The sequence below is a fragment of the Campylobacter subantarcticus LMG 24377 genome (assembly GCF_000816305.1).
GTDB lineage: Bacteria > Campylobacterota > Campylobacteria > Campylobacterales > Campylobacteraceae > Campylobacter_D > Campylobacter_D subantarcticus.
In genome coordinates, this window is the sequence record NZ_CP007773.1 from 251,741 (window position 1) to 264,501 (window position 12,761).

The 12,761-nt window shown below is 31.0% G+C and carries 12 protein-coding genes and 2 pseudogenes; 12 read left to right on the forward strand and 2 right to left on the reverse strand.

Going from position 1 to position 12,761, the window contains the following annotated elements; translation table 11 throughout:
• Positions 1-62: 62 nt before the first annotated feature.
• The gene (gene argH, locus CSUB8523_RS01430; protein ID WP_043019390.1) at positions 63-1,460 is read left to right on the forward strand and encodes an argininosuccinate lyase; all 1,398 of its coding nucleotides are present in this window, start codon (positions 63-65) and stop codon (positions 1,458-1,460) included.
• Between the two features lie 20 nt (positions 1,461-1,480).
• Entirely contained in the window at positions 1,481-2,812 is a 1,332-nt protein-coding gene (locus CSUB8523_RS01435) for an anaerobic C4-dicarboxylate transporter family protein (protein WP_043019391.1), read from the forward strand.
• Between the two features lie 4 nt (positions 2,813-2,816).
• Here the strand turns inward: CSUB8523_RS01435 and CSUB8523_RS01440 are convergent, their stop codons facing one another.
• The gene (locus CSUB8523_RS01440) at positions 2,817-3,491 is read right to left on the reverse strand and encodes a YheO-like PAS sensor domain-containing protein (RefSeq protein ID WP_039662754.1); all 675 of its coding nucleotides are present in this window, start codon (positions 3,489-3,491) and stop codon (positions 2,817-2,819) included.
• A gap of 176 nt (positions 3,492-3,667) precedes the next feature.
• Between CSUB8523_RS01440 and CSUB8523_RS01445 the strand changes: the two genes are divergently transcribed.
• From CSUB8523_RS01445 to feoB, 9 genes and pseudogenes are all read left to right on the forward strand, one after another.
• Complete coding sequence (locus CSUB8523_RS01445) at positions 3,668-4,030, forward strand: Rid family detoxifying hydrolase (RefSeq protein WP_039662756.1); 363 nt, start codon at positions 3,668-3,670, stop codon at positions 4,028-4,030.
• Between the two features lie 3 nt (positions 4,031-4,033).
• On the forward strand, positions 4,034-5,473 hold the full coding sequence (dcuC, locus tag CSUB8523_RS01450) for a C4-dicarboxylate transporter DcuC (RefSeq protein WP_039662758.1): 1,440 nt from the start codon (positions 4,034-4,036) through the stop codon (positions 5,471-5,473).
• A gap of 13 nt (positions 5,474-5,486) precedes the next feature.
• Entirely contained in the window at positions 5,487-6,656 is a 1,170-nt protein-coding gene (locus tag CSUB8523_RS01455) for a trans-sulfuration enzyme family protein (protein ID WP_043019392.1), read from the forward strand.
• Positions 6,657-6,659: 3 nt separating this feature from the next.
• The gene (gene purB, locus CSUB8523_RS01460; RefSeq protein ID WP_043019393.1) at positions 6,660-8,024 is read left to right on the forward strand and encodes an adenylosuccinate lyase; all 1,365 of its coding nucleotides are present in this window, start codon (positions 6,660-6,662) and stop codon (positions 8,022-8,024) included.
• Between the two features lie 6 nt (positions 8,025-8,030).
• Complete coding sequence (locus CSUB8523_RS01465) at positions 8,031-9,371, forward strand: MmgE/PrpD family protein (RefSeq protein WP_043019394.1); 1,341 nt, start codon at positions 8,031-8,033, stop codon at positions 9,369-9,371.
• A gap of 92 nt (positions 9,372-9,463) precedes the next feature.
• Positions 9,464-9,686, forward strand: a pseudogene (locus CSUB8523_RS09725) (FeoA family protein).
• Positions 9,683-9,823: a FeoB small GTPase domain-containing protein gene (locus CSUB8523_RS10590; protein ID WP_167333016.1), complete on the forward strand. Its 141-nt coding sequence runs from the start codon at positions 9,683-9,685 to the stop codon at positions 9,821-9,823. The pseudogene CSUB8523_RS09725 and the gene CSUB8523_RS10590 overlap by 4 nt, the downstream one beginning before the upstream one ends.
• A gap of 12 nt (positions 9,824-9,835) precedes the next feature.
• Complete coding sequence (locus CSUB8523_RS10595; protein WP_167333017.1) at positions 9,836-9,928, forward strand: FeoB small GTPase domain-containing protein; 93 nt, start codon at positions 9,836-9,838, stop codon at positions 9,926-9,928.
• 422 nt (positions 9,929-10,350) lie between these two features.
• A pseudogene (gene feoB / locus CSUB8523_RS01470) lies at positions 10,351-11,692 on the forward strand (ferrous iron transport protein B); the annotation flags it as partial.
• A 15-nt stretch (positions 11,693-11,707) separates the two neighbouring features.
• On the opposite strand, the gene tenA reads toward feoB, so the two are convergent.
• A complete protein-coding gene (gene tenA, locus CSUB8523_RS01475) occupies positions 11,708-12,373 on the reverse strand; it encodes a thiaminase II (RefSeq protein WP_043019395.1) in 666 nt (221 codons plus the stop codon).
• Positions 12,374-12,520: 147 nt separating this feature from the next.
• Here tenA and acpP point away from each other — a divergent pair, with 147 nt between their 5' ends.
• Positions 12,521-12,754 carry an acyl carrier protein gene (gene acpP / locus CSUB8523_RS01480; RefSeq protein ID WP_039617517.1) on the forward strand — a complete coding sequence of 78 codons (234 nt, stop codon included), beginning with the start codon at positions 12,521-12,523 and terminating at the stop codon, positions 12,752-12,754.
• Positions 12,755-12,761 lie beyond the last annotated feature (7 nt).

Sequence of the window (12,761 nt, forward strand, 5' to 3'; positions counted from 1 at the left end):
TAAGCTAAATTAAAATAAATTCAAATAAAATTACCCATAATTTTTTAATGAAAGGATAATAAATGTCTAACAAAACAGAAAAATTATGGGGTGGGCGTTTTGATTTACCTACAAATAAATTAGTTGAAGAATATACTGCTTCATTATTAGTTGAGCCAAGACTTGCTCCTTTTGATATACAAGGTAGTATAATTCATTGCACTATGCTTGCAAAACAAGGTATTATAAAAGAAGATGAAGCAAAAACTATCATTAAGGGCTTAGAACAAGTTAGAGAAGAAATTCAAAATGGAACCTTTGTGTTTGATATAGCTGATGAGGATATTCATATGGCTGTAGAAAAAAGAATGACACAAATCGTAGGTTCAGTAGGTGGAAAACTTCACACCGCAAGAAGTAGAAATGACCAAACTACACTTGATTCAAAAATGCATATGAGGGCAGTTATTAAAGAAATTTTAGGTCAAATTATTGCTTTAGAAGAAGAAATTATCCATCAAGCTCAAAAAAATATCAAAGCTATTATGCCAGGTTATACGCATTTGCAAACGGGTCAGCCAGTGCTTTTTTCACATTGGATTATGGCATATTTTTGGATGTTAAGTAGGGATTATTCTCGTTTTGAGGATTTATATAAAAGAATGAATGAGTGTCCTTTAGGAGCAGCTGCACTTGGTGGAACTACATTTAATATAGACAGACATTTTTGTGCTAAAGAACTAGGCTTTACTAAACCAACAGAAAATAGCATTGATAGTGTAAGTGATAGAGATCATATGGTTGAATTTACTGCTATTGCTGCAATGTGTTTCATGCACCTTAGTCGTTTTTGTGAAGAAGTGATTATCTTTTCAAGTCAAGATTTTAAATTTATAGAATTAAGTGATGATTTTTGCACTGGTTCAAGCATAATGCCTCAAAAGAAAAATCCTGATGTAGCTGAAAAAATGCGTGGTAAAACAGGTAGAATGTATGGGAATGTTATGGCTATGTTGACCATCATGAAAGGAATTCCACTTGCTTATAATACTGATATGAGTGAAGATAAGGCGCAAGTTTATGATTCTATGGATACTTTAATGGCAAGTTTAAAAATTATAACTCCTATGATAGAAAAAATGCAAGTAAATACTAATAATACAAGAGCAGCAGTTGCAAAAGGTTTTTCAAACGCTACTGATATGGCTGATTATTTAGTGAGAAAAAACATACCTTTTAGAGAGGCTCATAGTATTGTAGGTTCTGCGGTAAATTACTGTATAAAACATGGGAAAATGCTTGAAGAACTTAGTATGGAAGAATTCCATCAATTTAATCAAAATATCCAAGAAGATATTTATGAAGCAATTGCTTTAGAAACTTGTATAGATGCAAGAGTATCTTATGGTGGAACTGGTACTAAGGTTGTGTTAGAGCAAATTGAACATGCAAAAGAACTTTTGGATAAATGTAAAAAATAAACAATAAGGGCTAAGGTTTAATGGATATTATTTTTATACTTCAACTTTTTATTATTTTTTCTATGATAGCCATAGGTGGTAGATATGGTGGTATAGGACTTGGGGTTGCAGGTGGGCTTGGTATGTGTATTTTAGTGCTAGTTTTTGGTATGCAACCAGCTTCACTTCCTGTGAGTGTTGTGTTTATTATACTTGCTGTGATTACTTGCGTGAGTGTTTTACAAAGTGCAGGCGGGCTTGATTTGTTAGTAAAAATAGCCGAAAAAACATTAAAGAAAAAACCTCAAGCTATTGTTTTTATGGGTCCATTAATCACATCCACATTTACAATATTTTGTGGTACTACTTATGTGGCTTTTTCTATTTATCCAGTGATTGCTGAAGTAGCTGCTCAAGCTAAAATTCGCCCTGAAAGGCCACTTTCGGTTTCAGTTATAGCAGCAGGTATTGCAGTAGTGGCTTCTCCTATGAGTGCAGCTACTGCAGGTATGGTGGCTGTTTTGGCCATTAGTGGTGTAGGATTTGTTCAAATATTAGCCGTGGTAATGCCAGCGTTTTTAATTGGTGTTATATGTGCTTGTTTGAGCGTTTTTAAAAGAGGAAAAGAGCTTGAGCAAGATGAGGAATTTCAAAGAAGAGTAAGAGCAGGGGAGTATCAGTTTTTAACTCAAGATAAACAAGAAGATAAACAAGAAACAGATCCTAAAATTAAAAGAGCTTTATTAATATTTGCTTTGGGGATTTTAACCATTATTTTCTTTGGGACTTTTACAAATTTGTTACCTCACTATGAGCTTGCAAATGGTAAAATAGAAAGACTTTCTACTCCAAATTTAATTCAAATGATCATGTTAGCAACAGCATGCTTAATCATGCTTTTTGCTAAAGTACCTGCCAATAAGCTTGGTGAAGCTTCGGTGTTTAGATCGGGACTTATAGGCGTTGTAGGGGTTTTTGGTATAGCTTGGATGACAGGGACATTTTTTGAAGCCTACAAACCTTTATTTAGTGATTCTTTATCACATGTTGTAGAAGATTATCCGTATTTATTTGGTGTGGCTTTATTTGCCTTTTCTATGGTGATTTTTTCTCCAGCTGCAACAGTAGCTGCTTTGATGCCTTTGGGTGTGAGTTTGGGAATTCCTCCTCAAATTCTTATTGTGCTTTATCCTTGCGTGAGTGGAGATTTTATAGTACCAGGAGCTAATCAAATAGCTTGTGTTGCTTTTGATAGAACAGGTACAACAAAAATAGGTAAATTTGTAATCAATCACTCTTATTTAAGACCAGGTTTTGCTTTAATCATTGGTGCTGTTGTGAGTGCTTACTTTATATCGCAAATAGTTTTTTAATCATCTAAAGGTTATTTTTAAGTTTTTGCAAATACCTATAGACGCTAGGTTCTGATATATTAAGTGACTTAGCAACTATAGGTATACTTCCTTTTATATTAAAAATTCCCTTTGAGTGAAGCTTTTTAATAATCTCATCTTTTTGTTCAGTGCTTAAGCTATATCCTGAATTTAAATATTTTAAGTCTATGTTTTCAGCTAGAATATCTTCTATAGAATGACTAAGTGTTTCTATATTACTCACATTATGTAAATTTACATTGTTTTGATTGTGAATATCTAATAAATCACTAAAATCATTAATTTTTTCTAGTTCTATGATTTTACTAATAGCATTTCTAAGTTCTGTGGTGTCATGATTTATACATAAAATTCCTACAATTTTGTTTTGATTTTTTATAAAAAAGGTTGATCCAGTAACGATCTTAGATTTTCCAACCTTTGCTTTATAATCACATAAAAAATCTTTGTTTAAATACTCTTTTTCTTGCACGAGTTCGCTTGCGAAGGAGGTTAAAGGTGAATTGATAGTTCTCCCGCTAATATGATTATTTGCAATAGCTGCAATATATGAACCTTCAGGTGCAATCACATGAAAAACTATTTCATATTGATCCCCAAGTACCTGTCCTAAAAATTGAGTAAGTTTGATAAATAATTCTTTTTGTAGCTCATCCATGTTCTAGACCTTTTTTGTTATTTTTTGTTATTTTACAAAATATTGTATTGATTTTATCAAAGTTGTTGATATTTATTTCAATAAAAAAAATTATTATTATGATAAAAAAATATTGACAACTTATTATTATAATGATAATATTATATTGTAATTTCATTAAAATAAAAGGAGTGTATATGGCAAATTATCCAAAGGCTATAGGACCATATTCAGCTTATAGAGAAGCGAATGGGTTGTTATTTATTTCAGGACAGCTTCCTATTAATCCACAAAGTGGAAATATAGAAAGTGAAAATGTGAAGGATCAAACAAGACAATCATTGTTAAATATTAAGGCTATATTGGAAGAAAATAATCTTTATTTTAATAATGTAGTAAAAACAACTTGTTTTTTAGCAAATATTGATGATTTTGTAGCTTTTAATGAGGTTTATTCTGAATTTTTCACAGCTCCATATCCTGCAAGAAGTGCTTTTGCAGTAAAAGATCTTCCTAAGGGGGCAAAAGTGGAAATAGAGGTTATTGCTTATAAAGGATAAGATATGTTTAGTTTGTGTTTAGCTGGATGCTCTATTATATTTCTTGTTTTTATGTTAGTAAGAAAAGTAAATGCACATATGGCATTGTTACTAAGCGGTCTATTGTTATTGTGTTTATCAGGAGTTTTTGGGCTTTCACCAGTTATTGATGCGAAGCAATCTTTACATTTAGGTCTTTTTGATATTTTTCAAGTGGTAAATACTAAAATGTCAAGCACTTTAGCAGGACTTGGACTTACTTTAATGTGTATAGCAGGATTTTCTGCTTATATGGATCATGTAGGTGCAAGTTATGCTTTATTTAAAGTATTTGAAAGACCTTTAAAGGCAGTAAAATCACCTTATATTTTATTGTTAGTTTCATATTTTGTAATTCAGTTCTTAGTACTTTTTATACCTTCACATGCAGGTTTGGCATTATTACTTATGGTTACAATGTATCCTATTTTAGTGCGTTCAGGTGTTTCTAAACTATCAGCACTTTCAATTATTGCTATTTGTCAATATATTGATCATGGACCAGGAAGTGGAAATGTAATACTAGCTTCAAAAACAGCTGAAATTGATCCGGCTGTATATTTTGTACACTATCAACTTCCAACCACTATGCCAATTATCATAGCAGTGGGTATTGCAATTTATTTTTGTTCTAAGTATTTTGATAAAAAAGAAAAATTTGTATTTAACTCTGATGATATTGAAAAAGAATTGAGTGAGCATGATGGAAAAAATAAAGAGCTAAAAAAACCTCCTAGAATTTATGCAATTTTACCTATTATACCTTTAGTGTTAATTTTAGGTTTTAGTAGTGTTTTAGATAGCATATTGGTTTTATTGGGATTTACTACTATAGAAGAAGTAAAAGCAGCCTCATCTACTGCTATTAAAATGAATGTACCAGTTGCAATGATGATTTCGACTTTTATAGCAATTGTATTTGAAATTATTCGTCATAAAAGTTTTATAGATACCTTAAATTCTATTATGGTATTTTTTAAGGGTATGGGTCATTTGTTTGTGATAACTGTTTCTTTGATTGTTTGTGGTCAAGTTTTTGCAAGTGGACTACTATCGATAGGTTTTGTAGATACGTTAATAAATTTTGCAAAAGATGCGGGTTTTGACGTGCTTGCTATTATTATAGCAGTTTCTATTTTACTTGCTGTATGTGCATTTTTAATGGGCTCTGGTAATGCAGCATTTTTCTCTTTTGCTCCACTTATACCAAATATAGCAAAATCTTTTGGAGTGGAAACTATCACCATGATAGCACCAATTCAAATAATGACAGGTTTTGGAAGATGTGTTTCACCAATAGCCCCAGCTATTTTAGCAATTTCTACTATGGCAAAGGTTAATCCCTTGCAGGTAGTTAAAAGAACGGCTATTCCTATGCTTGTAGCTGCTATTGTTAATGTGATTATGACTTATATTTATCTATAAAAAGGAATACAAAATGAACAACAAAACTAAATTAATCCACCTAGGAAGAGGTGATCAAAACGCTGAAGTAAGATCAGTCAATCCAACCTTAATGCGTGCATCAACTATACTTTTTAAAGATCATGCAACTTGGCAAAAATACCGCGAGCAAAGAAAAACAGATCGTGTTTTAAGTTATGGTGCTAGAGGTACAGCAACTAATTTTGAACTTGAAAAACTAATTTGTGAGCTTGAAGGCGGTTATAGAGCACAACTTTTCCCAACAGGACTTGCAGCACTAGCCATGGTACTCTTAAACTATGCTAGTAAAGATGCTCATTTTTTAATTACTGATGCTATTTATGGACCTGTTAGAACAATTTGTGAGTTATTTTTAGCTAAAATGGGTATAGAAATTGACTTTTTAAAAGCTGATGCTTCTGATGTAGAAGAAAAAATTAAACCAAATACAAAATTAATCCTTTGTGAAAGCCCAGGTTCTATACTTTATGAAATCATAGATTTGCCAAAACTTTGCGAAATTGCACACAAACATAACATACCAGTAGCGATTGATAATACTTATTCAAGTGGGTATTTTTTAAATCCGCTTGAGCTTGGAGCAGATATTTCAGTGATTGCAGCGACTAAATATTTAAGTGGACATTCAGATGTAACCATGGGTATAGTAGTGATTAATGAAAAAGAATGGAAAAATTTTGATAAATTACCAGAAGCTTTAGGATTTACCACAAGTCCTGATGATGCTTATTTAGTACTTCGTGGCATGAGAACTTTAGATGTAAGAATGAGAGCACATGAAAAAAGTGCCGATGAGGTAGTAGAGTTTTTACAAAGTAGAAAAGAAGTTAAAACAATCTTTTATCCAAAATTAAAAACTCATCCAAACCATGAAGTTTTTATGCGTGATCATAAAGGTGCCAATGGTATGGTAACGATTGAATTTGCAGATGGTATTTCAAAAGAACATGTTATTGAATTTGTAGATAATTTAGAGTATTTTTCAATCGGTGCAAGTTGGGGCGGATATGAGAGTTTAGCTACGGTTACTACTCCACCAAGAACTGCTACAGATTGGAGTACTAGAGGGCCTTTTGTAAGATTTCATATAGGTCTTGAAGATAGTAAGGATTTGATCACTGATTTAAAACAAGCATTTGAAAAAATAAATTTTAAAGGATAAAATATGGGTGTGAGTGTATTTGATATGAGGTTGCTTCAAGATTCTTGGAGCACCCCTGCAATGAGAGCTATTTTTAGTGAAGAAAATAGAATTCAAAAATGGCTTGATGTAGAAGCTGCCCTGGCAAAAGCTCAAGCAAAACTTGGCATTATCCCTAATGAAGCAGCTACAGAAATAGCTAAAAAAGCTCATTATAAATTTATGGACATGGATTTTATTTTTACTGAGTTTAAAAAGACTAAACACCCTTTAGTGCCTACTGTACGTGGTTTGGAAAAAGCTTGTGAAAATGGTCTTGGCGAATATGTGCATTTTGGTGTAACAACACAAGATATCATTGATACAGGTATAGTTTTACAATTTAAAGAAGCTATGACTTTAATCAAGCAAGATTTAAAAGATATAGCGAAAAATTTAGCAAAAATCGCAAAAGAGCATAAAAACACTGCAATGATGGGAAGAACCTTGGCTTTACAAGCTTTACCTATAACTTTTGGACACAAAGTTGCAATTTGGCTTAGTGAGCTTAACCGTCATTATGAAAGAATTATCGAGCTTGAAAAAAGATTATATGTAGGATTAATCGTAGGTGCAGTAGGAACTAAAGCAAGTTTGAGTGATAAAGCTAATGAAGTAGAAAAACTTACTTTAGAAAGTTTAGGTTTAGAAGTTCCTGATATCTCATGGCAACCAGCAAGAGATCGTTTCATTGAGCTTGGTTATGTTTTGGGTAATATCAATGCAACCTTTAATAAAATCGCACATCAACTTTTAATCTTAGCTCATAATGAAATCAATGAAATTGCTGAGCCTTTTGGAAAAGGTCAAGTAGGAAGCTCTACTATGCCTCATAAAAGAAATCCTGCAGTAAGTGAAAATGCAGTAACAGTAAGTAATGCTTTAAGAGCAAATATTGCAATTTTAAGTGATATAGAAAGACATGAGCATGAAAGAGATGGTCAAGTTTGGAAAATGGAATGGAAGCTTTTGCCAGAAGCCTTTTTAATGCTTTCAGTGGTATTAGCAAATATGAAATTTGTCTTTGATGGTTTAGAGGTTAAAAAAGACAAAATGCTAAAAAATCTTAACACGCTTAATGGCTTTGTATTAGCAGAACGCGTGATGTTTGCTTTGAGTGATCATTATGGTAAGCAACATGCACATGAAATTGTATATGAAAATGCTATGAGAGGTATAGAAAATCATAAAACTTTTAAAGAAGTTTTACTTGAAGATGAGCGTGTGAATAAGGTTTTAAGTGAAAAAGACATTGATGTTTTAATGGATGCTACAACTTATGTAGGTTATGCACCAAAATTAGTTGATGAGTTCTTAGAAAAAATCGCTAATGCACCAATTCTAAAGTAGGAAAAAATGTATTTAAGTGAAAAACTAGCCGAATTTATCGTAAATTTAGACTATGAAGCTATTCCTGGTGAAGTAAAGCAAAGAGCAAAAGAGCTTATGCTTGATGCACTAGGAACAGCCCTAGCTGCTAAAAATGAAGCTTGTGTTTTAAACGCAACTAAGGCTTTTGAAGCTTTAAGCGTAAATCCTAGTGAAAAAATTTGGAGTGAGGATAAAAAGCTTGATGTAATTTATGCTGCGATGGTAAATGCTATTGCAGCACATGCCCTTGATTTTGATGATACTCATACTGAAGCTATTTTACACGCTAGTGCTATTTTAACTCCACTTTGTTTAACTTATGGATTTAGCGTAAGTAAAGATGGAAAGAAAGTTTTGAAAGCTTTTATAGTGGGTTGGGAAATTGCTGCTAGAGTGGGTATAGCAAGCAAAGGAAGTTTCCACAAACGCGGCTTTCATACTACAGCTATAGCAGGAATTTTTGGTAGTGTGGTTGCAGGTTGTGTTTTGCTTGATTTAAATAAAGAGCAAATTATCAATGCACTGGGTTTAGCAGGAAGTTTTGCAAGTGGGGTAAATGAGTTTTTATCCAATGGTTCTAATTCTAAAGTTTTACACATAGCTAATGCTTTGAAAAATGGAATTTTAGTAGCAAATTTCGTAAAAGCTAACATGAGCGGTCCTTTAAGTATATTTGAAGGAAGGGATAATGTCTTTAGAACTTTTGGTTTAGAAGATGAATGTGATAAAAATGAACTTTGCAAGGGCTTGAATGAAATTTGGCAAGTAATGCAAGTATCATTAAAACCTTATCCAAGTTGTCATTTTGCGCATGGGCTTATTGATTGTGCTATGAGCTTAAGAAATGATGGCTTAAAAGCACAAGATATCAAAAGTTTGCATTGTTTTGTAGATGAGGTGCCAATTTCATTTATCTGTGATCCAATCGAAGCAAAATACACTCCACAAAGTGCTTATGCAGCCAAATTTTCCATGCCTTTTTTAATGGCTTTGGCATTTTTTGATGGCAAAATTACTTTAAAATCTTATGAAAATTTAAATAGAGCCGAAGTGATAGAATTTGCTAAAAAAATTAGCTATGAAAAGAAAAAATCTAGTGGTTTTCCTAAATACTTTCCAGGACATTTAGAAGCTGTTTTAAATGATGGAAGAGTAATTAAAAAAGATGTACTGATTAATAAAGGAAATTTTGATAATCCTTTAAGTTTTGATGAATTAAAAGATAAATTTCTTTCTAATGCTAGCATAGCACTTTCTTTAGAAAAGGCTGAGGAATTAGTCAAAAAGCTTCAAAATTTAGAAAATCTAAATGATTTTGATTTCTAGCAATCTCATTTTTTGAGATTGCTTATTATTTTAAAAAAGAAATAATTTAATTTTTTATATAATGTTTTATCTTAGTTTTTGTAAGGAAAAACATGACTTTAGATGCATTAAAAGATAATGAAGAAGCTATTATAGTAGGCTTTAATGCTGATAAACAACAATAAGTAAGATTTTTTAGTTTTAGTTTTGCTGAAAATCAAAAAAATACGATCTTCTATAGCAAATTCTACTATTATGGTAGAACTTGATGTAACTTGCGTGATTTTGCGTTCAAGTGAAGCAAAAATCATAGAAATTACAAAAGAGTTAAAATGAGACAAAGTACCATTGCTTTAGTAGGTCAACCTAATGTGTGTAAGAGTTTATTGATTAATGCGCTATGTAAAGCCAATATGAAAGTAGGTAATTTTAGTGGAGTAGCAGTAAAAAAAGCTGAAGCTAGAGTGTTTTAAAAAAACTATGAGATGAAATTGATTGATTTGCTAGGAACTTATGCTTTAGATGGCTATAGCGAAGAGGAAGAAATCACAAAAGAATTTTTCAAAAAGTCGATATGATCTTGTGGTGAATGTGCTTGATTCTACAAATTTGGAGTGTAATTTGATTTTGAGTGCATTTTTATAGAGGCTAAAATCAAAATATTATGGCTTTAAATATGCAAGATGAAGCTAAAATGAGAGTTTTAGTATAGATTTTAAAATTTTATCTCAACTTGTAAATATACCTTGTCTTGGCGTGTGCGCTAAAACTAAAGAAAATCTAGATGCACTTTTGGATTTAATCATTTCAACCCATGAAGCTAAATTTGAAGCTAAAGAGCGTGTTTATAGCGATATCATAGAAGAAGAACTTACAAAAAATAAGTGAATTTTTAAAACAAAATGAAATTACTTATTTGAATTATTCTACAAAATATTTAGTGCTTGCTTTACTTAAAAATGATGTAAATATAAGCACTTCATAAGCTTTAAGGAAAATACTTGATGAAGTTTTAGAAAAAATTTATATGGTATATCATAGCAAAGATATGGAAAGTATTTTTAAAGAAGAGCTGATTGCTTTTGCAAATGGTATATGTACTAAGGTTTTAAGCAAGGGTATTAAGTATAAAAATCATACCAAAGAAATAGATTCTATTTTAATCAATAAATTTTTAGAAATTCCTATGTTTTTATTTTTTATGTGGGTTTTGTTTTAACTAACCTTTACCTTAGGTCAAATCCCCATGGATTATATTGAAAATTTTTTGCTTTTTTTAGGAAATAGGGTAAAAGATAATATTAGTAATGAAATTATCGCTTCTGCTTTGGCTGATGGAATTTTGAGCAGTGTTGGTGTGGTTGTGACTTTTTTACCTAATGTTGTGATTTTATTTTTGGCATAGCTTTACTTGAAACAACTGGATATGTGGTTCGTGTTATGTTTTTATTTTATGGAATTTTATGTAAAATTGGTTTGCATGGCAAAAGCTTTATTCTTTTAATCACTGGTTTTGGTTGTTCTGTGTCTGCATTTATGACTACAAGAACTCTGAAAAATAAAAAAGATCGATTGTATTATTAATTTTTATGAGTTGTGGTGCAAGGCTTCCTGCATATGTGCTTTTTATTGGAGTATTTTTTCCTGCTGAAGTGACTGGAAATTATCTTTTTGGAATTTACTTTTTGGGTGCTTTTTTTGGATTCGATCGCAGCTAAAATTTTAAGAATGAGTGCTTTTAGAGGATAAGATGAACCTTTTGTTATGGAAATGCCATAATATAGAATGCCTAATTAGAATTTGGTATGGTTTATGGTGTTTAATAAAGCAAAAATGTATTTAAAAAAGTAGGTGCTTTTATTTTGACAGCTTCTTTGCTTATTTGGTTTGCGAGTAATTTTCCTATACAAGAAGATAAAACTCATAATGCATTAAGTCAAGAACTTCAGATAGAAAAAAGCTTCCTAGGAGAATTTGGAAAAGCAATAGAACCGGTATTTGCATCACTTGGTTTTGATTGGAGGTTGAGTGTTTTATTGGTGAGTGGTTTAGCTGCTAAAGAAGTGATGATTTCCATCATGGATGTGCTTTATTCTTTAGGTGATGAAGTTGATGAGACAAATTTAAATTTACAAGAAGCTATAAAAGAAAACATCCCATTTAGTACAGCAGTTGCTTTTATACTTTTTGTTATGATTTATAATCCTTGCTTTGCAGCAACTATAGTTTTTGCTAAAGAAGCAGGAAATAAAAAATATGCATGGTATCTTTTTATATTTACATCTTTATGTGTGTATTTAATTGCTTTTGTAGGGATTAATATTGCAAAATTGATAATTTAATCATTTTTATGATGATTAAATTTCCATTTTTTGCTCTAAAGAGTGTTGCCAAAAAGCTACTTCAAGTCTTACTGTGGTGTAAAAAATTTCGTTTAATTTTTTAAATTTTTCTTCACTAATGCTATTTGCATAAGAATTAAAAAAGTCTTTAAATTCTTTAATTTCATCTTGAAATTCTTTACCCGCATAGGTTAAAATCCACTCTTTGTAAGGATGATTTTCTAAGCTTTTTTCATTAAGTCCTTTATAAATTTCTTCTCCTATATATGCATAGCCTATAGCACAAGCACTCAAAGCACATAGCATATCTAAATAATCTCCATTTTGCCCCACACTTAGCAAATATCTTGTATAAGCAATATTAGTTAAACTTTCATCTTTATAGTCAAGTTTTTCTACATCAATACCTAGCTTTAAAATACTTCTATGAAGCTCTAATTCTCCTTCTAAAGTGTAGTTTTGATTTTTAATGGCAAATTGAATTTCTTTAGCATTGTTTGCATTTAAAGCAAGCAAAGCATAGCATTTTGCGTAATTATTTAAAAAGATATAATCTTGTTTAAGATAAAACAAAAATACATCTTTTTCTAAAGTGCCATTTTGAAGTTTTTTTACAAATTCATGATGGATGTATTGTTCCCAAGTTTTTTTATTTTCTTTTATAAGTTTATCTAAAAGCATCAATTACCTTTGCTAAAATTTTTAAGCTTTTATTTAAACACAGATAATTAAATTTTTCGTAATAATCTTTAATTTTTAACTTTTTAAACAAGAAATTTATTTTTTTATTGTAAAATGTGGTTTAATTTTTTAAACTAGGAGATAAAAATGGCAATTTTTGATGATGTAAAAAAAGTAGTTGTTGAGCAACTTAGTGTTGATGAAGATGCAGTTAAAATGGAATCTAAAATCATTGAAGACTTAGGTGCGGATTCTTTAGATGTTGTTGAATTAGTTATGGCTTTAGAAGAAAAATTTGATGTAGAAATTCCAGACAGTGATGCTGAAAAACTAGTAAAAATCGAAGACGTGGTTAATTATATAGAAAATCTTCAAAAATAATTTTAAT

What these genes read in the sequence shown, in the direction of transcription:
- tenA (WP_043019395.1), bottom strand. Translation starts at nt 12,373, where the DNA reads ATGCTTTTAGATAAACTTATAAAAGAAAATAAAAAAACTTGGGAACAA.
- CSUB8523_RS01435 (WP_043019391.1), top strand. Translation starts at nt 1,481, where the DNA reads ATGGATATTATTTTTATACTTCAACTTTTTATTATTTTTTCTATGATA.
- CSUB8523_RS01455 (WP_043019392.1), top strand. Translation starts at nt 5,487, where the DNA reads ATGAACAACAAAACTAAATTAATCCACCTAGGAAGAGGTGATCAAAAC.
- CSUB8523_RS10595 (WP_167333017.1), top strand. Translation starts at nt 9,836, where the DNA reads ATGAAATTGATTGATTTGCTAGGAACTTATGCTTTAGATGGCTATAGC.
- CSUB8523_RS01465 (WP_043019394.1), top strand. Translation starts at nt 8,031, where the DNA reads ATGTATTTAAGTGAAAAACTAGCCGAATTTATCGTAAATTTAGACTAT.
- CSUB8523_RS01445 (WP_039662756.1), top strand. Translation starts at nt 3,668, where the DNA reads ATGGCAAATTATCCAAAGGCTATAGGACCATATTCAGCTTATAGAGAA.
- dcuC (WP_039662758.1), top strand. Translation starts at nt 4,034, where the DNA reads ATGTTTAGTTTGTGTTTAGCTGGATGCTCTATTATATTTCTTGTTTTT.
- acpP (WP_039617517.1), top strand. Translation starts at nt 12,521, where the DNA reads ATGGCAATTTTTGATGATGTAAAAAAAGTAGTTGTTGAGCAACTTAGT.
- CSUB8523_RS10590 (WP_167333016.1), top strand. Translation starts at nt 9,683, where the DNA reads ATGAGACAAAGTACCATTGCTTTAGTAGGTCAACCTAATGTGTGTAAG.
- argH (WP_043019390.1), top strand. Translation starts at nt 63, where the DNA reads ATGTCTAACAAAACAGAAAAATTATGGGGTGGGCGTTTTGATTTACCT.
- CSUB8523_RS01440 (WP_039662754.1), bottom strand. Translation starts at nt 3,491, where the DNA reads ATGGATGAGCTACAAAAAGAATTATTTATCAAACTTACTCAATTTTTA.
- purB (WP_043019393.1), top strand. Translation starts at nt 6,660, where the DNA reads ATGGGTGTGAGTGTATTTGATATGAGGTTGCTTCAAGATTCTTGGAGC.